Here is a 26641-nt window from a genome sequence, read left to right on the forward strand (position 1 = left end):
CAGCCGCGCCCCGAGCACCCCCGGACGGCGCCCCCGGTACCCCAGCGGGACGCCCCCGTGGACCGTCGGCCCCACCCGGCAAGACGCCCACCACAGACCGGCCAAACCCAGCGGCGCGCCCCGTCACCCGATGTCCGGCGGATCGATGCGCACCCGTACCGGCGCTTCCCCGCCTCGCGCCATCCGCGCGGCCTGGGCCGTCTTCAGCGCCCCCGCGAGCGCGGCCCCGCTGCCCGGCGGTACCCGGATCAGCGCGCGCTCCCACTCCTCGCCCGGCGGGGGCGCCCCGGGTCTGCGGGGGCGTCCGGGGAGGGTCGGGGGCAGCGGGACCGGGCCCAGTACCTCCGCGTCCGGGGGCAGCTCGGCGGCGGTCAGGAATTCCGCGACGGCCTCGGTCGTACCGGACACGGCGGCCATCCGTGACACCGGCGGAAAGCCCAGCTCGGCCCGCTCGGCCAGCTCGCGCAGCGCGAAACCGACGGCGTCCCACCGCACCAGCGCCTGCACGGGCCGCAGCGTCGGCTCGGCCATGACGACCACCGTCCCGTGCTCCCCCTGCGGACACACCAGCGAGGCTGCCGACATCCACCGCCGCAGCGCGTCCTCGTCGGAGCGCAGATCGGGACGGCCGAGCATGGCCCAGCCGTCGAGCAGCAGGGCCGCCGCGTAACCGCCCTCCGCCACGGGTTCGGCGCCCGGCGTGCTGACCACCAGTGCGGGGGTGCCCGGCACCGTGTCCAGCACGTGCTCGCGCCCCGAGGTGCGCACCGGTACGGCGGGAAAGGCGCGCCCCAGCTCCTCGGCGGTCCGCCGTGCGCCGACGATCTGCGCCCGCAGCCGGAAGCCGCCGCACTCCGCGCAGTGCCAGGAGGTCTCCTGGTGCCCGCACCACTCGCAGCGCAGCTCCCCCGCGTCCTGCGCCTGGAGCGGCCCCGAACAGTGCCGGCACCGCGCGGGCGCCCGGCACTGCGCGCAGGCAAGACGGGGGACGTAGCCACGCCGGGGCACCTGCACCAGCACCGGCCCGTGCTTCAGCCCCTCCCGTACGGCCTGCCAGGCGAGGGTGGGCAGCCGGGCGGCGCGGGCGGCCTCGTCGCGGGCGAGGTCGGCGTCGCTGACGGTCCGTACCAGCGGGGCCGTACGGCGCACCTGGTCGCGGCCAGCGGCCAGCGGCCGGGCCCAGCCGGTCTCCACCAGCTGGGCGGCCTCCACGGTGCAGCTCCAGCTGCCCAGCAGGAAGGCGCACCGGTCGAGGGAGGCGCGCAGCAGCAGTACGTCCCGTGCGTGCGGCTGGGGTGCGTGCTGCTCGGCGTGGCTGTCGTCGCCGTCGTCCCAGATGGCGACGAGCCCGAGGTCCTGGACGGGGGCGAACATGGCCGCGCGTGTCCCGACGACGGCCCGGACCGCGCCGCGCCGCACCGCGAGCCACTGCGCGTACCGCTTCTCGGGCCCGGCGTCGGCGGTGAGCAGCGCGTGCCGTCCCTCACCGAGCAGATCGGTCAGGGCGGCGTCGACGCGGGCGGCGGTGCGGCCGTCGGGGACGACGACGAGCGCGCCGCGTCCCGAGGCGAGCGTGGCGGCGACGGCACGGGCCAGTTCACCGGCCCACTCGGGTCCTGGCAGGGCGTTCCAGACGGCTCTGGGGGCGCCCCCGGAGGCCAGGGCGGCGAGGAAGCCGGGCCCCTGCTCGTACCGCGCCCAGGAACCGGGGTCGGGGGCCGGGGGCGGGGGCAGCGGCTCGGGCGAGGGGCGGCGCTCGGCGCGGGCGCTGCGCGGGGGTACGGCGAGTTGCAGCACGTCGGCGAGGCTGCCCGCGTACCGGTCGGCGACGGCGCGGGCGAGCGTCAGCAGTTCCTCGCTGAGCACGGGTTCCGGGGAGACGACCTGGGCGAGCGCGGCCAGTGGTCCGGCGTAGTCGGACTCGGCGCGGCGCTCGATGAGGAAGCCGTCGATGAGGCCGCCGCCCTCACGGCGCCCGCCCCGCACGCGCCCGCGTCCGGCCCCGAACCGCACCCGGACCCGCACCCCCGGCTGTGCCTCGGCGTCCAGCTCCTCGGGCACGGCGTAGTCGAAATACCGGTCGAGATGCAGCACGCCCTTGTCGACCAGCACCCGCGCCACGGGCCTGTCCTTGGCCAGCGCCGCCCCCCGCCAGGTCCGCGGCTTCGCCCGTGGCACCTCGGCGGCCCGCACGCTCTCCCTGATGAGCGCAAGCTGCTCCGGCGACGCCCCGTCGGCCCCGCCGTCGCCCCCCGGCCCGTTCTCCCTGCTCACGCTTGCATTCTTACCAAACCCCACCGACAACGCGTCCGGGCCCGGGCGGGCCGGGACGTGCCGAGGCCCGGCTCCCCCGCAGGGGAACCGGGCCTCGGGATGCCTCGGTGGGTCAGATGCCCGCGGCCTCGCGGAGGGCTTCCACGCGGTCCGTGCGCTCCCAGGTGAAGTCGGGGATCTCGCGGCCGAAGTGGCCGTAGGCCGCCGTCTGGGCGTAGATCGGGCGCAGGAGGTCGAGGTCGCGGATGATGGCGGCCGGGCGGAGGTCGAAGACCTCGTCGATCGCCTTCTCGATCTTCTCGGGCTCGATCTTGTGGGTGCCGAAGGTCTCCACGAAGAGACCGACCGGCTCGGCCTTGCCGATCGCGTAGGCGACCTGGACCTCGCAGCGGGAGGCCAGGCCCGCCGCCACGACGTTCTTGGCGACCCAGCGCATCGCGTAGGCGGCGGAGCGGTCGACCTTGGACGGGTCCTTGCCCGAGAAGGCGCCGCCACCGTGGCGGGCGAAGCCGCCGTAGGTGTCGATGATGATCTTGCGGCCGGTCAGACCGGCGTCGCCCATCGGGCCGCCGATCTCGAAGCGGCCGGTCGGGTTGACCAGCAGCCGGTAGCCCTCGGTGTCGAGCTTGATGCCCTCGTCGAGCAGCGCGCGCAGCTCCGGCTCGACCACGAACTCGCGGATGTCGGGCGCGAGCAGCGACTCGAGGTCGATGTCCGAGGCGTGCTGGGAGGAGACCACGACGGTGTCGAGGCGGACGGCCTTGTCGCCGTCGTACTCGATGGTGACCTGGGTCTTGCCGTCGGGGCGCAGGTAGGGGATGGTGCCGTTCTTGCGGACCTCGGAGAGGCGCTTGGACAGGCGGTGCGCCAGGAAGATCGGCAGCGGCATCAGCGTCGGCGTCTCGTCCGAGGCGTAGCCGAACATCAGGCCCTGGTCGCCCGCGCCCTGCTTGTCCAGTTCGTCCTCATCGCCCTCGACACGGGACTCGTACGCCGTGTCGACGCCCTGCGCGATGTCCGGGGACTGCGCGCCGATGGACACCGAGACACCGCAGGAGGCGCCGTCGAAGCCCTTCTTCGAGGAGTCGTAACCGATCTCGAGGATCTTCTCCCGCACGAGCTGCGCGATCGGCGCGTACGCCTTGGTCGTGACCTCGCCGGCCACGTGCACCAGGCCGGTGGTGATCAGCGTCTCGACGGCGACGCGCGAGGAGGGGTCCTCGCGCAGCAGCGCGTCGAGGATCGTGTCGCTGATCTGGTCAGCGATCTTGTCGGGGTGACCTTCGGTCACGGACTCCGAGGTGAACAGGCGACGGGACACAACGCTCCCTGGGGTTGCAGCGGCTGCTGGCTGATCATTGGCGGACAACGGCGGGAGCTGCGCCCGGCGTCGTCCGAGGACAGTTTATCGGTCGCTCGCGACCGCGAACCCACCCGCACTCCTCCGGCGGAGGGTGCTGTGACCTGCGGCACGGGCATTCTGCCCAATGCCGAGCGGCATTGACCAGGCCCGCCACACGAGATCCCGACGGGTCCGCGGGGGAACGAATGACTCCGTGTGGCCGAAAGAACACCGTCCCCAACGGCCCAACGGGTCAGCCCAGTCGGGCCGCCACGAGGTCCCAGACGAGGTCGGCCAGGGCCTCCTTCGGGCCGTGCGGGACCTGCGTCTCGCTGCCGTCGGCGCCGAGGACCAGCGCCTCGTTCTCCTCGGAGCCGAAGGTCTTGCGCTCGCCCACCTCGTTCACCACGAGCAGATCGCAGCCCTTGCGGGCCAGCTTGGCGCGGCCGTTGGCCACCACGTCGTCGGTCTCGGCGGCGAAGCCGACCACGACCTGTCCGGGCCGGGCGCGCTCGGCGGACAGCTCCGCGAGGACGTCGGGGTTGCGCACCAGGGCGACCGGTTCCGGCTCCTGGCCGTCCTTCTTCTTGATCTTGCCGCTCGCATAGACGGCCGGGCGGAAGTCGGCGACGGCGGCGGCCATCACCACCGCGTCCGCGTCGGCGGCGGCCTTCAGCACGGCTTCGCGCAGCTGCACGGCGGTGCCGACCGGGACGACGTCCACGCCCGCGGGGTCGGGCAGCGTGGCGTTCGCCGAGACGAGCGTCACACGGGCGCCGCGCGCGGCGGCGGTGCGGGCGAGGGCGTAGCCCTGCTTGCCGGAGGAGCGGTTGCCGAGGAAGCGGACCGGGTCCAGCGGCTCGCGGGTGCCGCCCGCGGAGACGACGACGTGGCGGCCCTCGAGGTCGGGCTCGGTGCCGCCCCGGGCCAGCACCCGGCGGCAGACCTCGAAGATCTCGCCGGGGTCGGGCAGCCGCCCCTTGCCGGTGTCGACGCCGGTGAGCCGCCCGACGGCGGGCTCGATGACGACGGCGCCCCGGCGGCGCAGCGTGGCCACGTTCTCCTGGGTGGCGGGGTGCTCCCACATCTCGGTGTGCATCGCGGGGGCGAAGACGACCGGACAGCGGGCGGTGAGCAGGGTGTTGGTGAGCAGGTCGTCCGCGAGGCCGTGGGCGGCCTTGGCGAGCAGGTCGGCGGTCGCGGGCGCGACGATCACCAGGTCGGCGTGCTGGCCGATGCGGACGTGCGGCACCTCGTGGACGGCGTCCCAGACCTCGGTGGAGACCGGGTTGCCCGAGAGGGCGGACCAGGTGGGGGCGCCGACGAAGTTCAGCGCGGAGGCGGTGGGCACCACCCGCACGTCATGGCCCGACTCCGTGAACCTTCTCAGCAGCTCACAGGCCTTGTAGGCGGCGATGCCACCACTGACCCCCAGCACGACCTTCGGCTTGTCCACCGTCTCTCCCCGGCTCGGCAACGTACGGGACCATCACACACCACAGGCCCGGCAAGCTGCTTGCCGGGCCTGTGGATAAGTCGGTCGCGATCTGACCGTACTACTTACTGTGCCTGCTTACTGCGCGGGGCCCTCGATGGCCTCGGACGTCAGCAGACCGGCGTTGATCTCGCGCAGCGCGATCGACAGCGGCTTCTCGTGGACGTGGGTGTCGACGAGCGGACCGACGTACTCGAGAAGGCCCTCACCGAGCTGCGAGTAGTACGCGTTGATCTGACGGGCGCGCTTGGCCGCGTAGATCACGAGGCTGTACTTCGAGTCGGTGGCCTCAAGAAGCTCGTCGATCGGAGGGTTGATGATGCCCTCGGGCGCGGTGATGGAAGAGGACACGCTCTGCCTTCCGATGGGTGGGAAAGATTCAGTCGATGCGACCGTCGGTGCCGTTCACAGGACGGCGGTCACGATCACACAACGTCCATCAAGGCTAGCAGCTCACGGGCCACGTCCTTGACGGAGGTGTTGACAAGGGTCTCGTCGAACTCGGGCTCGGCCGCCAGCTCGGTCCGGGCCGCCTCCAGGCGGCGCTCGATGACCTCGGGCGATTCGGTGCCCCGGCCGGTGAGCCTGCGCACCAGCTCCTCCCAGGAGGGGGGAGCCAGGAAGACCAGCTGTGCGTCCGGCATGGACTCGCGGACCTGGCGGGCACCCTGGAGGTCGATCTCCAGGAGGACGGGCTCGCCCTTCTCCAGCCGCTCCAGGACGGCGGCGCGCGGCGTGCCGTAGCGGTTGCCGGCGAACTCGGCCCACTCCAGCAGCTCGCCGTTGGCGATCAGCTTGTCCATCTCGTCGTCGGTGACGAAGAAGTAGTGGACGCCGTGCTGCTCGCCGGGGCGCGGCTTGCGGGTCGTCGCCGACACCGAGAGCCAGACGTCGGGGTGTTCCTTGCGCATATGAGCGACGACCGTGCTCTTACCGACCCCGGAGGGGCCGGAGAGCACGGTCAGCCGCGGACGTGCGTCCGGGGGCGCGGGGGTCGTCCCCCGGGGTGTTACAGCCATGCAGCGATTATTCCAGCAATCCCGGGGTGCCCGGGACTCCTGGTCCGGCAGGGGCCGGACTCAGGACCCGGTGCTGCCGAACTCACGCTCCAGGGACGCGATCTGGTTGGAACCGAGGCCGCGCACGCGGCGGCTCTCGGAGATGCCCAGCCGCTCCATGATCTGCTTGGCGCGGACCTTGCCCACGCCAGGCAGGGATTCGAGCAGGGCGGAGACCTTCATCTTGCCGATGACGTCGTTCTCCTGGCCCTGCTTGATGACCTCGTGCAGAGAGGCGCCGGAGTGCTTGAGTCGATTCTTGACCTCGGCCCGCTCCCGGCGAGCCGCGGCGGCCTTTTCGAGCGCGGCTGCGCGCTGTTCAGGGGTAAGGGGCGGAAGAGCCACGCCTACGTCACCTCGGATGTCGAACTGTCGGATACGGACCGGTGAGGAACCTAGTCGCCCCACACCTGGGGAGGTACGAGCAACACGCTTGCCCGTTCTCTGCTCGGAGACTAGCGGCCAACTCCGCCAGAGTCAGCGAGAACAGCGGAAAAGTCCTGGTCAGCCTCTGCGAGGCCGGACTTTTCGGGCATATTGCCCGGGATTCGCCGATCTATTCACACCGCACGGGTCCGGTGACGGGCATCCGGGAGCCCGTCACCGCCTCCGCACCGGTCCGTGACGGCCTCAGCAGCCGCCCGCCGCGCCGTCGACCGCGGCCCGGATCCCGTCCGCGAACCGCTCCGTGGCCGCCCGCAGCCCCGCGACCTCGGGACCGTGCCGCAGCACACCCCGGCTGACGTTCGGTACGACGTTGCGCACGGCGGCCCCGAAGACCCGGGGCAGATCCGCCGGGGTCGCCCCCTGCGCGCCCACGCCGGGGGCCAGCAGCGGGCCGTTGATCGCGAGGTCGTACGAGGACAGGTCGCCCACCGTGGCGCCGACGACCGCGCCGAAGGAGCCGAGCGGCTCCTGGCCCGCGTTGTCGGCGGCGAGGTGCGCCAGCACGGTCGCGGCCACGGTCCGGCCGTCGGCGCGGACGGCGTGCTGCACCTCGGGGCCCTCCGGGTTGGAGGTCAGGGCGAGCACGAACAGCCCGGTGCCGGTCTCCCGGGCCAGCGCGACGGCCGGGGCGAGCGAGCCGTAGCCGAGGTACGGCGAGACGGTGAGCGCGTCGGAGAACAGCGGGGCGTCCTTGTGCAGGAACGCCTCGGCGTAACCGGCCATGGTCGAGCCGATGTCGCCGCGCTTGGCGTCCATGACGACCAGGGCACCGGCCGCGCGCGTCTCCTGGACGACACGCTCCAGGACGGCGACACCGCGCGAGCCGAACCGCTCGAAGAACGCCATCTGCGGCTTGATCACCGCGACCCGGTCGGCGACCGCCTCGACGACCGTACGGCTGAACCGCTCCAGGCCGCTCACGTCGTCGTTCAGGCCCCACTCGGCGAGCAGCGAGGCGTGCGGGTCGATGCCGACGCAGAGCGGGCCGCGCTCGTCCATGGCGCGGCGCAGCCGGGCACCGAAGGGTTCGAGAACGGTCATGCCGCATTCCTCACGTCGGCGCCGACCGCGTCGGCGAGGGTCGCGTACGGGCTGGCGTTCAGGCGGGCGGCGAGGCCCTTGTGGATCGCGCGGGACCAGAACGGGCCCTCGTAGACGAAGGCGCTGTAGCCCTGGATCAGGGTGGCTCCGGCGAGGATGCGCTGCCAGGCGTCCTCGGCGTTCTCGATGCCGCCGACGCCGACCAGGGTGACGCGGTCGCCCACGCGCGCGTAGAGGCGGCGCAGCACCTCCAGGGAGCGGGCCTTCAGGGGGGCGCCGGACAGGCCGCCGGTCTCCTTCACCAGCACGGGAGCGGAGCGCAGGCCCAGGCCCTCGCGGGCGATGGTGGTGTTGGTGGCGATGATGCCGTCCAGGCCGAGTTCCACGGCGAGGTCGGCCACGGCGTCCACGTCCTCGTCGGCGAGGTCGGGGGCGATCTTCACCAGGAGGGGGACGCGGCGGGCCGCCACCACGCGGTCGGCGGCCTCGCGCACGGCGGTGAGCAGCGGGCGCAGCGCCTCGGTGGCCTGGAGATTGCGCAGCCCCGGGGTGTTCGGGGAGGAGACGTTGACGACCAGGTAGTCGGCGTGCGGGGCCAGCCGTTCGGCGGACTTCACGTAGTCGGCGACGGCCTCCTCCTCGGGGACGACCTTGGTCTTGCCGATGTTGACGCCGACGACGGTCCGGAAGGCGGGCCTGCGGGCGCCGAGGCGGGCGGCGACGGCGGCGGACCCCTCGTTGTTGAAGCCCATGCGGTTGATCAGCGCGCGGTCCGCGACCAGCCGGAAGAGCCGCTTCCTGGGATTGCCGGGCTGGGCCTCGCCGGTGACGGTGCCGATCTCCACGTGGTCGAAACCGAGCATCGACATCCCGTCGATCGCGACGGCGTTCTTGTCGAAGCCCGCGGCGAGTCCGAAGGGCCCGTGCATGCGCAGCCCCAGGGCCTGCGTGCGCAGCTCCTTGTAGCGGGGCGCGAGCACGGCCGCCAGGAAGACGCGGAGCACCGGGAGAGCGGCGGCCAGGCGGATCCAGCGGAAGGCGAGGTGGTGGGCCTCCTCGGGGTCCATGCGCTTGAAGACGAGGTGGAAGAAGAACTTGTACATGGCTGTCCTCACGAAGAGGGGGACACCGTTTCCGGTGTCCCCCTCGGGGCTGCTAGTCGCGGGCCGCGTTCAGGTGTTCGGCGTGTTCCTGGAGCGAGCGGACGCCCACGTCGCCGCGGTTGAGGGCGTCGATGCCCTGGACGGCGGCGGCGAGCGCCTGGACGGTGGTCAGGCACGGCACCGAGCGGGCCACGGCCGCCGTACGGATGTCGTAGCCGTCGAGGCGGCCACCCGTGCCGTACGGGGTGTTGACGATGAGGTCCACCTCGCCGTCGTGGATGAGCTGGACGATGGTCCGCTCGCCGTTCGGGCCGGTGCCCTCGGACTGCTTGCGCACGACGGTGGCGTTGATGCCGTTGCGCCGAAGGACCTCGGCGGTGCCGGAGGTGGCCATCAGCTCGAAGCCGTGGGCGACCAGCTCGCGGGCCGGGAAGATCATCGAGCGCTTGTCCCGGTTGGCGACCGAGATGAACGCGCGGCCCTTGGTGGGCAGCGGGCCGTAGGCGCCCGCCTGCGACTTGGCGTAGGCCGTGCCGAAGACGGAGTCGATGCCCATGACCTCGCCGGTGGAGCGCATCTCCGGGCCGAGCACGGTGTCCACGCCGCGGCCCTGGATGTCCCGGAAGCGGGACCAGGGCATCACGGCCTCCTTGACGGAGATCGGCGCGTCCAGCGGGAGTTCGCCGCCATCGCCGGTCGCCGGGAGCAGGCCCTCGGCGCGCAGCTCGGCGATGGTCGCGCCGAGCGAGATGCGGGCGGCGGCCTTGGCCAGCGGTACGGCGGTCGCCTTGGAGGTGAAGGGGACCGTGCGGGACGCGCGCGGGTTGGCCTCCAGGACGTAGAGGATGTCGCCCGCCATGGCGAACTGGATGTTGATCAGACCGCGGACGCCCACCCCTCGCGCGATGGCCTCGGTGGAGGCGCGCAGCCGCTTGATGTCGAAGCCGCCGAGCGTGATCGGGGGCAGGGCGCACGCCGAGTCGCCGGAGTGGATGCCGGCCTCCTCGATGTGCTCCATGACGCCGCCGAGGTACAGCTCCTCGCCGTCGTAGAGGGCGTCGACGTCGATCTCGATGGCGTCGTCCAGGAAGCGGTCGACCAGGACCGGCCGGGAGGGGCTGATCTCGGTGGACTCGGCGATGTAGGAGGCCAGGCGCTCCTCCTCGTAGACGATCTCCATGCCGCGTCCGCCGAGGACGTAGGAGGGCCGGACCAGGACCGGGTAGCCGATCTCGTCCGCGATGGCCTTGGCCTCGTCGAAGGTGGTGGCGGTGCCGTGCTTGGGCGCGGGCAGTCCGGCCTCGGCCAGGACGCGGCCGAAGGCGCCCCGGTCCTCGGCGGCGTGGATGGCCTCGGGCGGGGTGCCGACGACCGGGACGCCGTTGTCCTTGAGCGCCTGGGCGAGGCCCAGCGGGGTCTGGCCGCCTAGCTGGACGATCACACCGGCGATCGGGCCCGCCAGGGACTCGGCGTGCACGATCTCCAGCACGTCCTCCAGGGTGAGCGGCTCGAAGTAGAGCCGGTCGGAGGTGTCGTAGTCGGTGGAGACGGTCTCCGGGTTGCAGTTGACCATCACGGTCTCGTACCCGGCGTCGGACAGCGCGAAGGAGGCGTGGACGCAGGAGTAGTCGAACTCGATGCCCTGGCCGATGCGGTTGGGCCCGGAGCCCAGGATGATGACCGCGGGCTTCTCGCGCGGCGCGACCTCGCTCTCCTCGTCGTAGGAGGAGTAGAAGTACGGCGTCTGCGCGGCGAACTCGGCGGCGCAGGTGTCGACCGTCTTGTAGACCGGGCGGACGCCGAGCGCGTGCCGGACCTCGCGGACCACGTCCTCGCGCAGGCCGCGGATCTCCCCGATCTGGAGGTCGGAGAAGCCGTGCCGCTTGGCCTCGGCGAGCAGTTCGCGGGTCAGCTCGGGGGCGTCGGCCAGCTCGTCGGCGACTTCCTTGATCAGGAAGAGCTGGTCCGTGAACCAGGGGTCGATCTTGGTGTACTCGAAGATCTCCTCGGGCGTGGCACCCGCGCGGATGGCCTGCATGACGGTGTTGATCCGGCCGTCGGTGGGGCGTACCGCCGCTTCGAGCAGGGCCGTCTTGTCGCCGGGCTCACCCACGAAGGTGAACTGGCTGCCCTTCTTCTCCAGCGAGCGCAGCGCCTTCTGGAACGCCTCGGTGAAGTTGCGGCCGATGGCCATGGCCTCGCCGACCGACTTCATGGTGGTGGTCAGCGTGGAGTCGGCCTGCGGGAACTTCTCGAAGGCGAAGCGCGGGGCCTTGACGACGACATAGTCGAGCGTGGGCTCGAAGGAGGCCGGGGTCTCCTGGGTGATGTCGTTGGGGATCTCGTCCAGGGTGTAGCCGACGGCCAGCTTGGCGGCGATCTTGGCGATCGGGAAGCCGGTGGCCTTGGAGGCGAGCGCGGAGGACCGGGAGACGCGCGGGTTCATCTCGATGACGATGACCCGGCCGTCCTCGGGGTTGACCGCGAACTGGATGTTGCAGCCGCCGGTGTCCACGCCGACCTCGCGGATGATCGCGATGCCGACGTCGCGCAGGAGCTGGTACTCGCGGTCGGTCAGCGTCATGGACGGCGCTACGGTGATCGAGTCGCCGGTGTGCACGCCCATGGGGTCGAAGTTCTCGATGGAGCAGACGACCACGACGTTGTCGTTCTTGTCGCGCATCAGCTCCAGCTCGTACTCCTTCCAGCCGAGGATGGACTCCTCCAGAAGCACCTCGGTGGTCGGGGAGAGCGTGAGGCCCTGGCCCGCGATGCGGCGCAGCTCCTCCTCGTCGTGCGCGAAGCCGGAGCCCGCGCCGCCCATGGTGAAGGAGGGACGGACGACGACGGGGTAGCCGCCGAGCGTCTCGACGCCGCCCAGGACGTCGTCCATGGTGTGGCAGATGACCGAGCGGGCGGACTCGCCGTGGCCGGTCTTCCTGCGGACCTCCTCCACGACCTCCTTGAACAGGTCGCGGTCCTCGCCCTTGTGGATCGCCTCGGGCTTGGCGCCGATCAGTTCGACGCCGTACTTCTCCAGGACGCCGTTGTCGTGCAGGGCGATGGCGGTGTTGAGCGCGGTCTGGCCGCCCAGGGTGGGCAGCAGGGCGTCGGGGCGCTCCTTGGCGATGATCTTCTCGACGAACTCGGGCGTGATCGGCTCGACGTAGGTGGCGTCGGCGATCTCCGGGTCGGTCATGATCGTCGCCGGGTTGGAGTTCACCAGGATCACGCGCAGGCCCTCGGCCTTGAGCACGCGGCACGCCTGGGTGCCGGAGTAGTCGAACTCGGCGGCCTGGCCGATGACGATCGGGCCGGAGCCGATGACCAGGACGGACTGGATATCGGTGCGCTTAGGCACGCTGGCCCTCCATCGGAGCGGTGCTCATCAAAGTCGTGAAGCGGTCGAACAGGTAGGCCGCGTCGTGCGGCCCCGCCGCCGCTTCGGGGTGGTACTGGACGGAGAAGGCGGGCTGGTCGAGCAGCCGCAGCCCCTCCACGACGTTGTCGTTGAGGCAGACGTGGGACACCTCGGCGCGGCCGAACTTGGTGTCGCTCACCTGGTCGAGGGGCGCGTCGACGGCGAAGCCGTGGTTGTGCGCGGTGACCTCGACCTTGCCGGTGGTGCGGTCCTGGACGGGCTGGTTGATGCCCCGGTGGCCGTACTTCAGCTTGTAGGTACCGAAGCCGAGGGCGCGGCCGAGGATCTGGTTGCCGAAGCAGATGCCGAAGAGCGGCGTCCTGCGCTCCAGGACGGCGGTCATGAGGGCGACGGGGCCCTCGGCGGTGGCGGGGTCGCCGGGGCCGTTGGAGAAGAACACGCCGTCGGGGTCGACGGCGTAGACGTCCTCGACCGTGGCGGTCGCGGGCAGCACGTGCACCTCTATGCCGCGCTCGGCCATGCGCTGCGGGGTCATGCCCTTGATGCCGAGGTCGATCGCGGCGACGGTGAACTTCTTCTCGCCGACCGCCGGGACGACGTACGCCTCCTTGGTGGCGACCTCCTCGTAGAGGCTCGCGCCCTTCATGTGCGGCTGGGCCTGGACGCGCGCGATCAGCTCGGCCTCGGGGGCGAGGGCGTCGCCGGAGAAGATCCCAGCGCGCATGGAGCCGCGCTCGCGCAGATGGCGGGTGAGGGCGCGGGTGTCGATGCCGCTGATGCCGACGACGCCCTGGGCGGTCAGCTCGTCGTCCAGGGAGCGCCGGGAGCGCCAGTTGGACGGCACGCGCGCGGGGTCGCGGACCACGTAGCCGGAGACCCAGATGCGCCTGGACTCGTCGTCCTCGTCGTTCCAGCCGGTGTTGCCGATCTGGGGCGCGGTGGCGACGACGATCTGGCGGTCGTACGAGGGGTCGGTCAGGGTCTCCTGGTAGCCGGTCATGCCGGTGGAGAACACGGCTTCGCCGAAGGTCTCCCCCACGGCCCCGTAGGCACGGCCGCGGAAGATGCGGCCGTCCTCCAGGACGAGTACGGCGGGAGTCTTGGCGGCTCCCCTGGTGGAGGTCGTCATCGTGCGCCTTCCGTGTCGTTGATCAGGTGGTTCAGGGTGTCGGCCCACTCGGTGTGCTCGGCCGCGCGGTCGGAGCGGAAGCCGGAGTCGATCAGCTTGTCGCCGTGCGCCCAGGTGACGATCAGCAGTCCGCCCTCGGTGAGGACCTTGCCCGCGATGCCCTTGTCGAGCCGGGCGCCGCGCAGGGCGGCCACGGGCACGAAGAAGTCGGTCGCGCCGGGGCGCTCGACCACCAGGCCCGCGTCGGTGAGGGTCAGCTCCACGCGGCTGCGGGTGCCCAGGCCGTGCGCCACGATGCGGTCCAGCCACTGTCCCGCGGTGGTGGAGCCGTGGTAGCGGCCGCTCATGCTCAGTCTCGCCGGACCGGGGTCCTCCGGCACTCCGGGCAGCTCGGGCAGGTCGCTCTGGAGGGTGCCGCGCCACTTCCAGCCCTCGCGCATCAGCCAGTAGACGAGCGCGATGAAGAGGGCGAGTCCGACGAGCCAGCCGACGCGGGCGCCCCAGTCGGTCACCGCGGCGGATTTCTTCTCGTCCGCGAGTCCCGTGGCGAGCGATGCGGCGAGCAGGGGTGCAGATGTCACGTGAGCTTCCCGTCCATGAGCGTGGCCTTGCCCCGCAGCCAGGTGTGGGTGACACGGCCCGGCAGCTCGCGGCCCTCGTAGGGGGTGTTGCGGCTGCGCGAGGCGAAGCCCGCGGGGTCCACCTGTCCACGGTAGGCGGTGTCCACGAGGGTGAGGCTGGCGGGCTCGCCCGGGGCGACCGGGCGGCCGTGACCGGTGGCGCGGCCGATGCGGGCGGGCGCGGCGGACATGCGGTCCGCGACCCCGGCCCAGTCGAGCAGGCCGGTCTCGACCATGGTCTCCTGCACCACGGACAGGGCGGTCTCCAGGCCGACCATGCCCATGGCGGCGGCGCCCCACTCGCAGTCCTTGTCCTCGTGCGGGTGCGGGGCGTGGTCGGTGGCGACGATGTCGATCGTGCCGTCGGCCAGTGCCTCGCGCAGGGCGCGCACGTCGCGCTCGGTGCGCAGCGGCGGGTTGACCTTGTAGGCGGGGTTGTAGGTGCGCACCACCTCCTCCGTGAGGAGGAGGTGGTGGGGGCAGACCTCGGCGGTGACCTGGATGCCGCGGGACTTGGCCCAGCGGATGATCTCGACCGACCCGGCCGTGGAGACGTGGCAGATGTGCAGGCGGGAGCCGACGTGCTCGGCGAGCAGCACGTCCCGCGCGATGATCGACTCCTCGGCGACGGCGGGCCAGCCGCCGAGGCCGAGTTCGGCGGAGACGACGCCCTCGTTCATCTGGGCGCCCTCGGTGAGCCGGGGCTCCTGGGCGTGCTGGGCGACGACGCCGCCGAACGCCTTCACGTACTCCAGGGCGCGACGCATGATCACCGCGTCGTCCACGCACTTGCCGTCGTCGGAGAAGACGGTGACCCCGGCGGCGGAGTCGTGCATGGCACCCAGCTCGGCGAGCTTCCTGCCCTCCAGACCGACGGTGACGGCGCCGATGGGCTGCACGTCGCAGTAGCCGTACTCGCGGCCGAGCCGCCAGACCTGCTCCACCACACCGGCGGTGTCGGCGACGGGGAAGGTGTTGGCCATGGCGAAGACGGCGGTGAAGCCGCCGGAGGCGGCGGCGCGGGTGCCGGTCAGCACGGTCTCGGAGTCCTCGCGGCCCGGCTCGCGCAGATGGGTGTGCAGGTCGACCAGGCCCGGCAGCAGCACCTTGCCGTCGGCCTCGACGACCTCGGCGCCCTCGGCGGAAAGACCGGTGCCGACCGCTGCGATGGTCTCGCCGTCGATCAGGACGTCCTGCGGCTCGCCCCCGAGCACCTTCGCACCACGGATCAGGATCTTGCTCATGGTTCTTACTTCTCCTCGGTACGAAGGGGGGAGGTGGCGGAGTGGGAGGTGCCGGGCTGGGTGGTGGCGGGCTCGTTGCCGCCGAGCAGCAGGTACAGCACGGCCATGCGGATGGAGACACCGTTGGCGACCTGCTCGACGACCGTGCAGCGCGCGGAGTCGGCGACCTCGGCGGTGATCTCCATGCCCCGGACCATCGGCCCGGGGTGCATCACGATGGCGTGCTCGGGCATCCGCGCCATGCGGTCGCCGTCGAGCCCGTAACGGCGGGAGTACTCGCGCTCGGTGGGGAAGAAGGCGGCGTTCATGCGCTCGCGCTGGACGCGCAGCATCATCACCGCGTCGGACTTGGGCAGCGTGGAGTCGAGGTCGTACGACACCTCGCAGGGCCAGGTCTCCACGCCGACCGGCAGCAGGGTGGGCGGGGCGACGAGGGTGACGTCGGCGCCCAGGGTGTGCAGCAGGTCCACGTTGGAGCGGGCGACGCGGCTGTGCAGGACGTCGCCGACAAGGGTGATCCGCTTGCCGCCGAGGTCCTGGCCGAGCCCGGCGTCGGGGCCGATCAGGCGGCGGCGCATGGTGAAGGCGTCCAGGAGGGCCTGGGTGGGGTGCTGGTGGGTGCCGTCACCGGCGTTGATGACCGGCGCGTCGATCCAGCCGGAGTTGGCCAGGCGGTAGGGGGCGCCGGAGGCGCTGTGCCGGATGACGACGGCGTCCACGCCCATCGCCTCCAGCGTCTGGGCGGTGTCCTTCAGGGACTCGCCCTTGGACACGCTCGACCCCTTGGCCGCGAAGTTGATGACGTCGGCGGAGAGGCGCTTCTCGGCGGCCTCGAAGGAGATCCGGGTCCGGGTCGAGTCCTCGAAGAAGAGGTTGCAGATCGTACGGCCGCGCAGGGTCGGCAGTTTCTTGATCGGCCGGTCCGCGACCCGGGCCATCTCCTCGGCGGTGTCGAGGATCAGGACGGCGTCGTCGCGGGTGAGGTCGGCGGCCGAGATGAGATGACGCTGCATCTGTCAGGCTCCGTAAGGCAGTTCAAACGGGAGGATTCGGGCGGAGCCGGGCGCGTCGAGGGCATGCCGGAGCAGCCCGTGCGCCGCGGTTCGCTACTGGCCGGGCTTGGCACCGAGCAGCACGGTGTCGCGACCGTCCTCCTCGGCGAGCTGGACCTTGACCGTCTCCCGCAACGACGTGGGGAGGTTCTTGCCGACATAGTCGGCGCGGATGGGCAGTTCGCGGTGGCCGCGGTCGACCAGGACCGCGAGCTGGACCGCGCGGGGGCGCCCGATGTCGTTCAGGGCGTCGAGGGCGGCACGGATGGTGCGGCCGGAGAAGAGCACGTCGTCCACGAGCACGACCAGGCGGCCGTCGACACCGTCACCGGGGATCTCGGTGCGGGCGAGCGCGCGCGGCGGATGCATCCGCAGGTCGTCGCGGTACATGGTGATGTCGAGCGAGCCGACCGGGACCTTGCGTCCGGTGATCTGCTCCAGCTTGACGCCGAGCCGCTGGGCGAGGAAGACGCCCCGGGTCGGGATGCCGAGGAGCACCACGTCGTCGGCGCCCTTGGCGCGTTCGACGATCTCGTGGGCGATACGGGTCAGGACGCGTGCGATGTCGGGGCCCTCGAGGACGGGCCGGGCATCGGACGCGGGGGATTGCGCGTGCGTGTCCATACGAAACGGACCCCCTTCTCCGCCTCACAGGACGGACTTTAAAGGACGTCGGATTTGCGCCATCCACCCTAGCAGGTCCTCCGGAGCGCCCGTTTCACCCGTTCGGACCAGCGGGCGGCCACTACCACGGAAGAGTCGGTGTGGACCATTCGGCTTGACGCAGAAGAATCACGCTGCGTAACCTCACAGTGAGTTACCAGCCGCGCGGCGGGCACCCCGCCGGCCGCGTCGACACAGTGCCGGGGAGCTATATGTCCAGCGAATACGCCAAACAGCTCGGGGCCAAGCTCCGGGCCATCCGCACCCAGCAGGGCCTTTCCCTCCACGGTGTCGAGGAGAAGTCCCAGGGGCGCTGGAAGGCCGTGGTGGTCGGCTCGTACGAGCGCGGCGACCGTGCCGTGACCGTGCAGCGCCTTGCCGAGCTGGCCGATTTCTATGGCGTTCCGGTGCAGGAGCTGCTGCCGGGCACCACTCCGGGCGGGGCCGCCGAGCCGCCGCCGAAGCTCGTCCTGGACCTGGAGCGGCTGGCCACGGTGCCGGCCGAGAAGGCGGGCCCCCTCCAGCGCTACGCGGCGACGATCCAGTCCCAGCGCGGCGACTACAACGGCAAGGTGCTCTCGATCCGCCAGGACGACCTGCGCACCCTCGCCGTCATCTACGACCAGTCCCCCTCGGTCCTCACCGAGCAGCTCATCAGCTGGGGCGTCCTGGACGCGGACGCGCGCCGCGCGGTCGCCCACGAGGACAGCTGACCGCTTTACACGCATTGAGCAGAAACGTGCCGCCCGGGGTGGCGGGGAGAGTTTTCCCTGCCACCCCGGGCGGCTTTTCGGCATACGCGAGCGGAAACCCCAAAGGGGCGCGGGGAACTGCGCGACCAGCCACAACGGACCGGCACACAACAGCCCACCCACGCCCCAACGGCGCTCTGTCGTAAAAAACTAATCGCGCCGCAGGCTCGACTTGAGCTCCTTGAAGCGGCCCAGCAGACCGTTCACGAACGCCGGCGAGTCATCCGTCGAGAACTCCTTGGCAAGCTGCACCATCTCGTCCAGAACGACCGCGTCGGGCGTCTCGTCCACCCAGATCAGCTCGTACGCGCCGAGCCGCAGCAGGTTGCGGTCGACGACCGGCATCCGGTCCAGCGTCCAGCCCACCGCGTACTGGGCGATCAGCTCGTCGATGCGCGACGCGTGGTCCGCGTAGCCCTCGACCAGCTGCATCGTGTACTCGCTGACCGGCGGCTGCCGGGTGTCGGACCGGGAGAGCCGGACCCAGTCCGCGAGGACCGTGAGAACGTCGGCGCCGCGCTGGTCGCCCTCGAAGAGGATCTGGAACGCGCGCTTGCGGGCCGTGTTGCGGGCAGCCACGGTTAGCTGTTCACCCGGCCGAGGTAGTCGCTGGTGCGGGTGTCGACCTTGATCTTCTCGCCGGTCGTGATGAACAGCGGGACCTGGATCTGGTGGCCGGTCTCCAGCGTGGCGGGCTTGGTGCCGCCGGTGGAGCGGTCGCCCTGGACGCCCGGCTCGGTCTCCTGGACGACCAGCTCGACGGCGGCCGGCAGCTCGACGAAGAGCACCTCGCCCTCGTGCTGGGCGACGGTGGCGGTGAAGCCCTCGATCAGGAAGTTGGCGGCGTCGCCGACAGCCTTGCGGTCGACCATCAGCTGGTCGTAGGTCTCCATGTCCATGAAGACGAAGTACTCGCCGTCCATGTACGAGAACTGCATGTCGCGCTTGTCGACAGTGGCGGTCTCGACCTTGACGCCGGCGTTGAAGGTCTTGTCGACCACCTTGCCGGAGAGCACGTTCTTCAGCTTGGTGCGCACGAAGGCCGGGCCCTTGCCGGGCTTGACGTGCTGGAACTCGACGACGGACCACAGCTGGCCGCCATCGAGCTTGAGCACCATGCCGTTCTTGAGGTCGTTCGTGGAAGCCACGGTTGCGGAATCTCCTGGACTGACGTGGACGACCACGGGGCACGCACCGTTAAAGCGCGAGCAGCTCCTTGGTCGTGATGGTGAGTAGCTCGGGTCCGCCGTCCGCCTCTGGGCGCACGACGAGCGTGTCATCGATCCGGACGCCGCCCCGGCCCGGGAGGTGAACCCCGGGTTCGACGGTGACCGGCACGCAAGCGTCCAGTTTACCCATGGCTGAGGGGGCGAGCTGCGGGTCCTCGTCGATTTCGAGTCCGACCCCGTGCCCGGTGACCGGTGGGAGGGCGTCCGCGTACCCCGCGGAGTCCAGCACCTGACGGGCCGCGTGGTCCACATCGCGGTAGGCGGCACCGGGCGCCAGGGCCTCGCGCCCGGCCCGTTGGGCGGCGAACACGAGGTCGTACAGCTCGACCTGCCAGTCGGCGGGCGAGGTGCCGATGACGAAGGTACGGCCGATCTCGCAGCGGTAGCCGCGATAGGTCGCGCCGAGGCAGACGGAGAGGAAGTCGCCCTCCTCCACCCGCCGGTCGGTGGGCCGGTGGCCGGGGCGGCCGGCGTTCGGACCGGTCGCCACGGAGGTCGGGAAGGCGGGGCCCTCGGCGCCGTGGTCGACCAGGCGCCGCTCCAGCTCCAGGGCGAGGTGCCGTTCGGTGCGGCCGACCAGGATGGACTCGAGCAGTTCGCCCAGGGCCTGGTCGGCGATCTCCGCGCCGATGCGCAGACAGGAGATCTCCTCCTCGTCCTTGACGACCCTGAGCTGTTCGACGGCGGTTCCCAGGTCCGCGAGGCGCAGTCCGGGCGCGACCGAGCCGAGGGCGCGGTACCGGGCGACGGTGAGGTGGTGCTCCTCCACGGCCAGCGCGTCGGTGCCCTCGCCGCCCGCGAGCCCGGCGGCGGCCACGGCGGGGTCGCCGCCGGCCGAGGGCAGCACATGCAGGGCCAGGGACTCGTCGGGACGCCCCTCCCCCGGCCGCTCCTCCGGCGGGACGGGACAGACCAGCTGGTCCTCGCGCCTGCCGAGCAGCAGGACCGCACCCTGGGGCGCCGCTCCCGCCAGGTAGCGCACATTGGCGGGGCGGGAGATGAGCGCTGCCGCGGTACCGGCCGCGTTGCAGCGATCCCTCAGCCGGGATCGGCGGGTCGCGTACACCTCTGACATGAGACGAGCGTAGGAGTTCTCCCCGCCTCTCGCCGTTCGACGGCGTCCGAGTGGGGTGCGCCTCCGGCGGTGCGGCGGGAACACCCGGTCTCCCGGCCGGGGTGCCCAGGGCTGCCGGACCGTCCCGGTCACCAGCTCGGTGGGCTCGCGATGGCTCGGGTCAGGACCTCGTCCAGGACGCGGGCGGTGCCGGGGACGTCGAGTTGGGAGTTGTCGATGATCGGGAGGCCGGAGCCGTACCAGCCGGCCATGCGGCCGTGGATGCGGGCCACTTCCTCGTCGGTGAGGCGGCGGTTGCCGCTGCGCTCGGCGTTGCGCTCCAGGACGATGTCCAGGCCGGGGAGGAGGACGACGGGGAGCAGGCCGGGGCCGACGTGGCGCTTCCAGCCGCCGAGGCCCACCACGGGCCGGTCGGGGAAGACCGCGTCGTCGAGGATGCAGGAGATCCCGTTGGCGAGGAAGTTGCGCGCGGCGAAGCCGCAGGTGCGGCGGGCCAAGCGGTACTGCGCCTCGGAGTTGTCGTTCCAGCCGGTCTGCGGGTCCGCGAAGCCCGAGCGCACCCACTCGCGCACGTCGTCCAGGCTGATGTGGGCGGTGGGCACCCGGCGGTGGTCCGCCCAGTACTTGGCCACGCTGGTCTTGCCCGCGCCCGCCGGGCCGATGAGCAGCACGGCGAGGGTGGTGGCCGAGGGGTCGGGCGCGGCGGCGGGCGGCGCGCCGACGGGGGCGCCGGGCGGCAGCGGCACATGGCCGGTGACCTCGGAGCCGTGCGGTCCGTACGGTCCGGCGACGGGTGGCGCGGCCGGGGGTGGCGGTGGTACGGGCGGCATGGCGCCCGGGGGCATGGGGGCGCCCGCCGTGGGATAGCCGGGCGGGGGGCCCTGGGGTGCCGCCGGGGGCGGGCCCGGATGGTGCGCGGCCGGTGCCCAGCCGGTCTGCGGTCCCTGCCCCGCTGGGTGGGGCGGCGGCAGCGGAGATCCCACTGCGTGCTGCATCCGTTGCCACTCCATCTCGTACACGCGTTCAGCGCCGGAAGGCGGGTACGAAGCCCGCACTGTAGCGAACCGTACCGCCCCCGGCCGTCGTTTGGTGAAACGGCCGGGGGCGGCAGCAAGTCCCGGACCCGTCAAGGGAATCGGGCAGACGGGGCGGTGTCGGGATCTACTGGCCCACTTCGCCGTAGGCGGCGAGGAGGACGGCGGGGTCCGGGCCTTCGAGCACGGTGGGGCGGCCGAGGCCGTCCAGGACGATGAAGCGGAGCAGGTCGCCCCGGGACTTCTTGTCGACCTTCATGGCTTCGACGAGCTTGGGCCACTGGTCGTAGCGGTAGTGCAGCGGAAGGCCGACGGCTTCCAGAACCGTGCGGTGGCGGTCGGCGGTGGCGTCGTCCAACCGGCCCGCCAGGCGGCCGAGTTCGGCGGCGAAGTGCATGCCGACGGCGACGGCCGCGCCGTGCCGCCACTTGTAGCGCTCGTTCTTCTCGATGGCGTGGCCGAGGGTGTGCCCGTAGTTCAGGATCTCCCGGCGGCCCTCCTCCTTGAGGTCGGAGGAGACCACGTCGGCCTTGACCCGGATCGAGCGCTCGATCAGCTCGGCGGTGTGCGGGCCTGCCGGGGTGCGGGCGGCCTCCGGGTCGGACTCGATCAGGTCGAGGATGACCGGGTCGGCGATGAAACCGGCCTTGATGACCTCGGCGAGCCCGGAGACGTAGTCGTGGACCGGGAGGGAGTCGAGGGCGGCCAGGTCACACAGCACCCCGGCCGGGGGGTGGAAGGCGCCGACGAGGTTCTTGCCCTCGGCGGTGTTGATGCCGGTCTTGCCGCCGACGGCCGCGTCCACCATGGCGAGCACGGTGGTGGGGATCGCGATCCAGCGGACCCCGCGCAGCCAGGTCGCCGCGACGAACCCGGCCAGGTCGGTGGTCGCGCCGCCACCGACGCCCACGATGACGTCGGAGCGGGTGAACCCGGACTGGCCGAGCGCCTTCCAGCAGTAGGCGGCGACCTCGGCGGTCTTGGCCTCCTCCGCGTTGGGCACCTGGATGGCGACCGCGTCGTAGCCCTGCCCGGCCAGGTCGGCGCGCAGCGCGTCCCCGGTCTCCGCCAGCGCCTCGGGGTGGATCACCGCGACCCGCTTGGCCCGGGAACCGATCAACCCGGCCAGCTCGCCCAGCAGTTGGCGGCCGACCAGGACCTCGTAGGGGTCGGTGCCGGCCGTGCCGGCGACCTGGACGCGGGTGACTGCCTCGCTCATGCTTCCTTCAACTCCAGTGCGTCCAGGACGGCCTGGGCGACCTCGCCGGGGTCGCGCCCGTCCGTCGCCACGACCACCGTGGCGACCTCCTCGTACAGATGACGGCGGGCCTCCATCAGCTCCCGCCACTGCTTGCGCGGATTGACCGCGAGCAGCGGACGCGCCGCGTTCAGCCCGGTGCGGCGCACCGCCTCCTCGACGTCCATCGAGAGGTAGACCACCCGCTGCCCCGCCAGCAGCGCCCGCGTGTCCGCGTCCAGCACCGCCCCGCCACCGAGTGCGAGGACCCCCGCGTGCCCGGCGACCGCCTCGGCCACCGCGCGCTTCTCCAGCGCGCGGAAGGCGTCCTCCCCGTCGTCCACGAAGATGTCCGCGATCGCACGGCCCTGCGCGGCCACGATGTCGTCGTCGGTGTCCCGGAAGGCCGCGCCCAGCCGCTCGGCCAGCAGCCGCCCCACCGTCGACTTGCCCACGCCCATCGGCCCGACCAGGACCACGACCGGCACGCCGCTCATCCGATCGTCAGGTTGTCGAGGTACGACTGCACATTGCGGCGGGTCTCGGCCACGCTGTCGCCGCCGAACTTCTCCGCCACCGCGTCCGCGAGGACCAGCGCCACCATGGCCTCGGCCACGATCCCGGCGGCCGGGACCGCGCACACGTCCGAGCGCTGGTGGTGCGCCTGCGTGGCCTCGCCCGTGGCGACGTCCACGGTCTTCAGCGCGCGCGGCACGGTCGCGATCGGCTTCATCGCGGCGCGCACCCGCAGCAGCTCACCCGTGGTCAGACCGCCCTCGGTGCCACCGGAGCGGCCGGTGACGCGGCGGATGCCGTCCTCGGTCCGGACGATCTCGTCGTGCGCCTTCGAACCGGGCACCCGCGCCAGCTCGAACCCGTCGCCGACCTCGACGCCCTTGATCGCCTGGATGCCCATGAGCGCGGCGGCCAGGCGGGCGTCCAGACGCCGGTCCCAGTGCACGTGCGAGCCGAGCCCGACCGGCACGCCGTAGGCCAGCACCTCGACCACACCGCCGAGCGTGTCGCCGTCCTTGTGGGCCTGGTCGATCTCCGCGACCATCGCCTTCGACGCGTCCGCGTCCAGACAGCGCACCGGGTCCGCGTCCAGCCGCTCCACGTCCGCCGGAACCGGGTAGACGCCGTACGGCGCCTTCGCCGAGGCCAGCTCCACCACGTGGCTGACGATCTCGATCCCGGCCGTCTCCTTCAGGTACGACCGCGCCACCGCGCCCAGCGCGACCCGGGCCGCCGTCTCCCGCGCCGAGGCACGCTCCAGGATCGGCCGGGCCTCGTCGAAGCCGTACTTCTGCATGCCCGCGAGGTCGGCGTGGCCGGGGCGCGGACGGGTCAGCGGCGCGTTGCGCGCGAGGCCCGCAAGGACCTCCTCGTCCACCGGGTCGGCCGCCATGACCTGCTCCCACTTCGGCCACTCGGTGTTGCCCACCATGACCGCCACCGGGGAGCCCAGCGTCAGACCGTGCCGCACACCACCCAGGAAGGTGACCTCGTCGCGCTCGAACTTCATCCGCGCGCCGCGCCCATAGCCGAGCCGCCGCCGCGCCAGGTGATCCGCCACCATCTCGGTGGTGATCGGCACGCCGGCGGGAAGTCCCTCCAGCGTCGCGACGAGTGCGGGGCCGTGGGACTCCCCCGCGGTCAGCCAACGCAGCCTGCTCAACGGTGCTCCTCAGTGTTCGCGCCCGGTACTGCGCCGCGTACACAGATGCGCGCGTACGGCAGCGGCACGACCGGGTGCGCGATTCCGGTCCGCCACCTCCGATCCTCCCACGCCGGGGGACGAATCCGGTCCTCGGTCCGGATGCCGGTACCGGCGCGGGACGGGGCGGCGGGGGTGCTCAGCGGACGGCGAGGGCCTGTTCGCCCGCGTGGCGCATGGCCTCCAGCGGGGCCGGGGAGCGGCCGGTCATGGCCTCGACCTGGAGCACGGCCTGGTGGACGAGCAGGTCAAGGCCGCCGACCACGGCACCGCCGAACATGGACCAGCGGGCGGCCAGCTCGGTCGGCCAGGGGTCGTAGAGCACGTCGAAGAGCGTGGCGGGGCGCTCGGGGACGGCGGTCGCGAGGGCGTCGGTGGCGCCCGCCGGGGTGGTGGCGATCACCAGGGGGGCGTGCAGCGCGTCGGCCGCCTCCGCCCAGGCGGCGATACGCACCTCGACGTCGAGCCGTTCGCCCCACTGCCGCATCTCGTCGGCGCGGGCGGCGCTGCGCACATACGCGGTGACCTCGCCGGTGCAGACGCGGGCAAGGGCGGCAAGGGCGGAGGAGGCGGTGGCGCCCGCGCCCAGGATCGCGGCGGACTCCACCTCCTCGATGCCGTGCTCGCGCAGCGCGGCGACCATGCCGGGGATGTCGGTGTTGTCGCCCAGGCGGCGGCCGTCCTCGGTACACACCACCGTGTTGACGGCGTCCACCGAGGCAGCGGTCTCGCTGATCCCGTCGAGCAGCGGGATGACCGCCCGTTTGAGCGGCATGGTCAGCGACAGCCCGGCCCACTCGGGCCCCAGCTCCTCGAAGAAGGCGGGCAGCCCGTCCTCGTCCACCTCGAACCGGTCGTACGACCACCCGTCGAGCCCGAGCGCGGCATAGGCCGCGCGGTGCAGCACGGGCGAGAGCGAGTGGGCGATGGGCTTGCCGAGAACGGCGGCCCGACGGGCGTCAGTTGCCCGTGGCGGCATTGAACTTGTCCTTGAGCTTGAGGAAGTCATCGTAGGTCCGGGCGAACTCGGTGTTGTTGACGCCGTCGGTCGCGACGAAGTAGTACCAGCCGTCGTGCGTCGGGTCGAGCGCCGCCTTCAGCGCCTCTTCGCCCGGGTTGTCGATCGGGCCGGGCGGAAGGCCCTTGTTGATGTAGGTGTTGTACGGGTTGTTGTCCTTGTTGATCTCCGTCTGGGAGATGTGGATGTTGCTCGTGCCCTTGTAGTAGTTGTACGTCGAGTCGAACTGGAGCAGCCGGTTCGTCTCGGAGTTGTCGGGCTTGAGCCGGTTGAAGATCACTTCCGCCATCTTGCGGAAGTCGTCGTGCGTCTTGCCCTCCGCCTGGACGAGGCTCGCGACCGTGAGGAGCTGGAAGGCGTTGTCGAGGCCGAACTCCTTGGCCTTCTTCGTCAGGTTGTACTCGGTGTACTTCTCGTTGGCCCGGGCGACCATCGTCTTGAGGACGTCCTTGGGCTTCTGGCCCTTGGTGACCGGGTAGCTGGAGGGGAAGAGGAATCCTTCCAGCGGGTCCTTGAGGTTGGGGTGGCCGAGGGCCCAGCTGGGCAGGCCGAGGGACTTGTAGTCCTTCTTCGCGACCTTGAACGTGGTGCCCGCGGGGACCTTGAGGCGCTTGTCGATCGCCGTGTAGACCGCCGAGTTGCGCGAGCCCTCGGCGATGATCAGGTTGCTGCGGCTCTTCGGGCTGAGCATCAGTTCGACCGCGCTGGCGGCCGACATGTGCTTCTGGAGCGTGTAGACGCCGTCCTGGAGGGACTTGCCCTGGGGGTTGGCGAGCTGAGCGGAGACGAAGGCGTCGACGCTCTTGACGACCCCCTTCTCCTTGAGCTCCCGGCCGATGTCGGCGCCGCCCGCGCCCTTCTTGATCTCCACGACGACCGACTCGCCGTTGCCGCTGCCCGCGTAGTCCGCGGGCGGGGCGAAACGATTTTGGTAGAAGGTGTAGCCGAGATAGCCGACGCCGCCGAGACCGCCGCCGAACACCACGACGACGACCATCAGGGCGCAACCGGTGCGCCCTTTCTTGTTCTTGACGGGCTTGCGGCCCTTGCCGCGCCGGTCGGCGCGGCCCGCCGTCGCGGGCTCGTCCTCGGTGTCGTCGTCCTCGCCGCTCCCGGCGGCCAGGGGGTGGTCCTGCGGCTCCTCGCCCCGCTCCCAGTCCGGCTCGGGGTCGGCGACGGGCTCGGCGGTGCGGTGGCCGGGGGGCTGCGGCGGCGGGTAGGCGTCCTCGGTGCCGTAGAAGTCGGGCTGCTCGGCGCCGTACGCCACCGGCTGCTGCCCGTAGGGGTCGCCGGGGTCGGCGGCGTAGGGCACCTGGCCGTGGGTGCCCGTGGCGTCCCAGCCGCCGCCCTGGTGCTGCGGATGCTGAGGGTGCTGCTGGTGGTGCTGCTGACCGGCGAACTGCTGGTCGTAGTGGCCGCCGCCCTGCCCGTCGTAGTGCTGGGGGTGCTGCGGATGCTGGGGGTGCTGCGGGTACTGCTCGCCATAGCCCGGCTGCTGCTGGCCCTGGGACCAGTCGCCGTACTGCTGCTGCGGCTGCTGCGGGTACTGCTGCTGCGGCTGGCCGCCGTAGGGGGACTGACCCGGGTGGGTCTGCTGTCCTCCCCATCCGCCGTCCCCGTACAACGGGTCCTCCGGATGCCACGGTTCGGAGCCAGAGCCCCGGCCATACTCAGTCATCGATCCCCTAGAGCCGCGAGGCCATGGCGGTCGCTCGGCTCCCGTACCGGC

General features: G+C 71.8%; 24 protein-coding genes. 1 reads left to right on the forward strand and 23 read right to left on the reverse strand.

What is annotated here, in order from left to right; translation table 11 throughout:
- Window positions 1–123: 123 nt before the first annotated feature.
- The 14 genes from B079_RS0127100 to pyrR all read right to left on the reverse strand — a co-directional run bounded on the left by B079_RS0127100 (window position 124) and on the right by pyrR (window position 16811).
- Window positions 124–2274, reverse strand: a complete 2151-nt coding sequence (locus tag B079_RS0127100) for a primosomal protein N' (RefSeq protein ID WP_026249128.1) — start codon at window positions 2272–2274, stop codon at window positions 124–126.
- A 112-nt stretch (window positions 2275–2386) separates the two neighbouring features.
- Window positions 2387–3595 carry a methionine adenosyltransferase gene (gene metK, locus B079_RS0127105; protein ID WP_018548995.1) on the reverse strand — a complete coding sequence of 403 codons (1209 nt, stop codon included), beginning with the start codon at window positions 3593–3595 and terminating at the stop codon, window positions 2387–2389.
- A 274-nt stretch (window positions 3596–3869) separates the two neighbouring features.
- Entirely contained in the window at window positions 3870–5072 is a 1203-nt protein-coding gene (gene coaBC / locus B079_RS0127110) for a bifunctional phosphopantothenoylcysteine decarboxylase/phosphopantothenate--cysteine ligase CoaBC (RefSeq protein ID WP_018548996.1), read from the reverse strand.
- Window positions 5073–5189: 117 nt separating this feature from the next.
- Entirely contained in the window at window positions 5190–5462 is a 273-nt protein-coding gene (rpoZ, locus tag B079_RS0127115; protein WP_005319902.1) for a DNA-directed RNA polymerase subunit omega, read from the reverse strand.
- Window positions 5463–5536: 74 nt separating this feature from the next.
- A complete protein-coding gene (gene gmk, locus B079_RS0127120) occupies window positions 5537–6130 on the reverse strand; it encodes a guanylate kinase (protein ID WP_078496102.1) in 594 nt (197 codons plus the stop codon).
- Window positions 6131–6190: 60 nt separating this feature from the next.
- A complete protein-coding gene (locus tag B079_RS0127125) occupies window positions 6191–6514 on the reverse strand; it encodes an integration host factor (RefSeq protein WP_003977346.1) in 324 nt (107 codons plus the stop codon).
- A gap of 285 nt (window positions 6515–6799) precedes the next feature.
- On the reverse strand, window positions 6800–7657 hold the full coding sequence (gene pyrF, locus B079_RS0127130; protein WP_018548998.1) for an orotidine-5'-phosphate decarboxylase: 858 nt from the start codon (window positions 7655–7657) through the stop codon (window positions 6800–6802).
- A complete protein-coding gene (locus B079_RS0127135) occupies window positions 7654–8760 on the reverse strand; it encodes a quinone-dependent dihydroorotate dehydrogenase (RefSeq protein ID WP_018548999.1) in 1107 nt (368 codons plus the stop codon). Before B079_RS0127135 ends, pyrF begins: the two co-directional genes overlap by 4 nt.
- A gap of 52 nt (window positions 8761–8812) precedes the next feature.
- Window positions 8813–12121, reverse strand: a complete 3309-nt coding sequence (gene carB / locus B079_RS0127140; protein WP_018549000.1) for a carbamoyl-phosphate synthase large subunit — start codon at window positions 12119–12121, stop codon at window positions 8813–8815.
- Window positions 12114–13271 carry a glutamine-hydrolyzing carbamoyl-phosphate synthase small subunit gene (gene carA / locus B079_RS0127145; protein ID WP_018549001.1) on the reverse strand — a complete coding sequence of 386 codons (1158 nt, stop codon included), beginning with the start codon at window positions 13269–13271 and terminating at the stop codon, window positions 12114–12116. Before carA ends, carB begins: the two co-directional genes overlap by 8 nt.
- Entirely contained in the window at window positions 13268–13852 is a 585-nt protein-coding gene (locus tag B079_RS0127150; RefSeq protein WP_018549002.1) for a hypothetical protein, read from the reverse strand. The genes carA and B079_RS0127150 overlap by 4 nt, the downstream gene beginning before the upstream one ends.
- A complete protein-coding gene (locus B079_RS0127155; RefSeq protein WP_018549003.1) occupies window positions 13849–15135 on the reverse strand; it encodes a dihydroorotase in 1287 nt (428 codons plus the stop codon). Before B079_RS0127155 ends, B079_RS0127150 begins: the two co-directional genes overlap by 4 nt.
- Window positions 15136–15140: 5 nt before the next feature.
- Window positions 15141–16148 carry an aspartate carbamoyltransferase catalytic subunit gene (locus B079_RS0127160; protein WP_018549004.1) on the reverse strand — a complete coding sequence of 336 codons (1008 nt, stop codon included), beginning with the start codon at window positions 16146–16148 and terminating at the stop codon, window positions 15141–15143.
- A gap of 93 nt (window positions 16149–16241) precedes the next feature.
- Window positions 16242–16811, reverse strand: a complete 570-nt coding sequence (pyrR, locus tag B079_RS0127165; protein WP_018549005.1) for a bifunctional pyr operon transcriptional regulator/uracil phosphoribosyltransferase PyrR — start codon at window positions 16809–16811, stop codon at window positions 16242–16244.
- A 251-nt stretch (window positions 16812–17062) separates the two neighbouring features.
- Between pyrR and bldD the strand changes: the two genes are divergently transcribed.
- Window positions 17063–17563 carry a transcriptional regulator BldD gene (gene bldD / locus B079_RS0127170; RefSeq protein WP_018549006.1) on the forward strand — a complete coding sequence of 167 codons (501 nt, stop codon included), beginning with the start codon at window positions 17063–17065 and terminating at the stop codon, window positions 17561–17563.
- Between the two features lie 189 nt (window positions 17564–17752).
- On the opposite strand, the gene nusB is transcribed toward bldD, so the two are convergent.
- The 9 genes from nusB to mltG all read right to left on the reverse strand — a co-directional run bounded on the left by nusB (window position 17753) and on the right by mltG (window position 26536).
- Window positions 17753–18181: a transcription antitermination factor NusB gene (gene nusB, locus B079_RS0127175; RefSeq protein ID WP_018549007.1), complete on the reverse strand. Its 429-nt coding sequence runs from the start codon at window positions 18179–18181 to the stop codon at window positions 17753–17755.
- A gap of 2 nt (window positions 18182–18183) precedes the next feature.
- Window positions 18184–18750 (reverse strand): elongation factor P, encoded by a 567-nt coding sequence (efp, locus tag B079_RS0127180; RefSeq protein ID WP_018549008.1) that lies wholly within the window; start codon window positions 18748–18750, stop codon window positions 18184–18186.
- Window positions 18751–18799: 49 nt separating this feature from the next.
- A complete protein-coding gene (locus B079_RS0127185) occupies window positions 18800–19906 on the reverse strand; it encodes an aminopeptidase P family protein (RefSeq protein WP_026249130.1) in 1107 nt (368 codons plus the stop codon).
- Between the two features lie 128 nt (window positions 19907–20034).
- Complete coding sequence (locus B079_RS0127190; protein ID WP_078496103.1) at window positions 20035–20901, reverse strand: Pro-rich N-terminal domain-containing protein; 867 nt, start codon at window positions 20899–20901, stop codon at window positions 20035–20037.
- Between the two features lie 166 nt (window positions 20902–21067).
- Complete coding sequence (aroB, locus tag B079_RS0127195; RefSeq protein ID WP_018549011.1) at window positions 21068–22159, reverse strand: 3-dehydroquinate synthase; 1092 nt, start codon at window positions 22157–22159, stop codon at window positions 21068–21070.
- Window positions 22156–22674 carry a shikimate kinase gene (locus tag B079_RS0127200; RefSeq protein ID WP_018549012.1) on the reverse strand — a complete coding sequence of 173 codons (519 nt, stop codon included), beginning with the start codon at window positions 22672–22674 and terminating at the stop codon, window positions 22156–22158. The genes aroB and B079_RS0127200 overlap by 4 nt, the downstream gene beginning before the upstream one ends.
- Window positions 22671–23855: a chorismate synthase gene (gene aroC, locus B079_RS0127205; protein WP_018549013.1), complete on the reverse strand. Its 1185-nt coding sequence runs from the start codon at window positions 23853–23855 to the stop codon at window positions 22671–22673. Before aroC ends, B079_RS0127200 begins: the two co-directional genes overlap by 4 nt.
- Window positions 23856–24033: 178 nt before the next feature.
- Window positions 24034–24873, reverse strand: coding sequence for a shikimate dehydrogenase (locus B079_RS0127210; protein WP_018549014.1), 840 nt, complete (start codon window positions 24871–24873; stop codon window positions 24034–24036).
- Complete coding sequence (mltG, locus tag B079_RS0127215) at window positions 24854–26536, reverse strand: endolytic transglycosylase MltG (protein ID WP_018549015.1); 1683 nt, start codon at window positions 26534–26536, stop codon at window positions 24854–24856. The genes B079_RS0127210 and mltG overlap by 20 nt, the downstream gene beginning before the upstream one ends.
- Window positions 26537–26641: the final 105 nt, after the last annotated feature.

This window comes from Streptomyces sp. LaPpAH-108 (assembly GCF_000373625.1).
Taxonomy (GTDB): Bacteria; Actinomycetota; Actinomycetes; order Streptomycetales; family Streptomycetaceae; genus Streptomyces.

Coding starts and splice junctions, on each gene's coding strand:
- gmk (WP_078496102.1), bottom strand. CDS start 6,130: ATGGCTGTAACACCCCGGGGGACGACCCCCGCGCCCCCGGACGCACGT.
- pyrF (WP_018548998.1), bottom strand. CDS start 7,657: ATGACCGTTCTCGAACCCTTCGGTGCCCGGCTGCGCCGCGCCATGGAC.
- B079_RS0127135 (WP_018548999.1), bottom strand. CDS start 8,760: ATGTACAAGTTCTTCTTCCACCTCGTCTTCAAGCGCATGGACCCCGAG.
- carA (WP_018549001.1), bottom strand. CDS start 13,271: ATGACGACCTCCACCAGGGGAGCCGCCAAGACTCCCGCCGTACTCGTC.
- B079_RS0127155 (WP_018549003.1), bottom strand. CDS start 15,135: ATGAGCAAGATCCTGATCCGTGGTGCGAAGGTGCTCGGGGGCGAGCCG.
- B079_RS0127160 (WP_018549004.1), bottom strand. CDS start 16,148: ATGCAGCGTCATCTCATCTCGGCCGCCGACCTCACCCGCGACGACGCC.
- pyrR (WP_018549005.1), bottom strand. CDS start 16,811: ATGGACACGCACGCGCAATCCCCCGCGTCCGATGCCCGGCCCGTCCTC.
- bldD (WP_018549006.1), top strand. CDS start 17,063: ATGTCCAGCGAATACGCCAAACAGCTCGGGGCCAAGCTCCGGGCCATC.
- B079_RS0127185 (WP_026249130.1), bottom strand. CDS start 19,906: ATGTCAGAGGTGTACGCGACCCGCCGATCCCGGCTGAGGGATCGCTGC.
- B079_RS0127190 (WP_078496103.1), bottom strand. CDS start 20,901: ATGCAGCACGCAGTGGGATCTCCGCTGCCGCCGCCCCACCCAGCGGGG.
- aroB (WP_018549011.1), bottom strand. CDS start 22,159: ATGAGCGAGGCAGTCACCCGCGTCCAGGTCGCCGGCACGGCCGGCACC.
- B079_RS0127200 (WP_018549012.1), bottom strand. CDS start 22,674: ATGAGCGGCGTGCCGGTCGTGGTCCTGGTCGGGCCGATGGGCGTGGGC.
- B079_RS0127210 (WP_018549014.1), bottom strand. CDS start 24,873: ATGCCGCCACGGGCAACTGACGCCCGTCGGGCCGCCGTTCTCGGCAAG.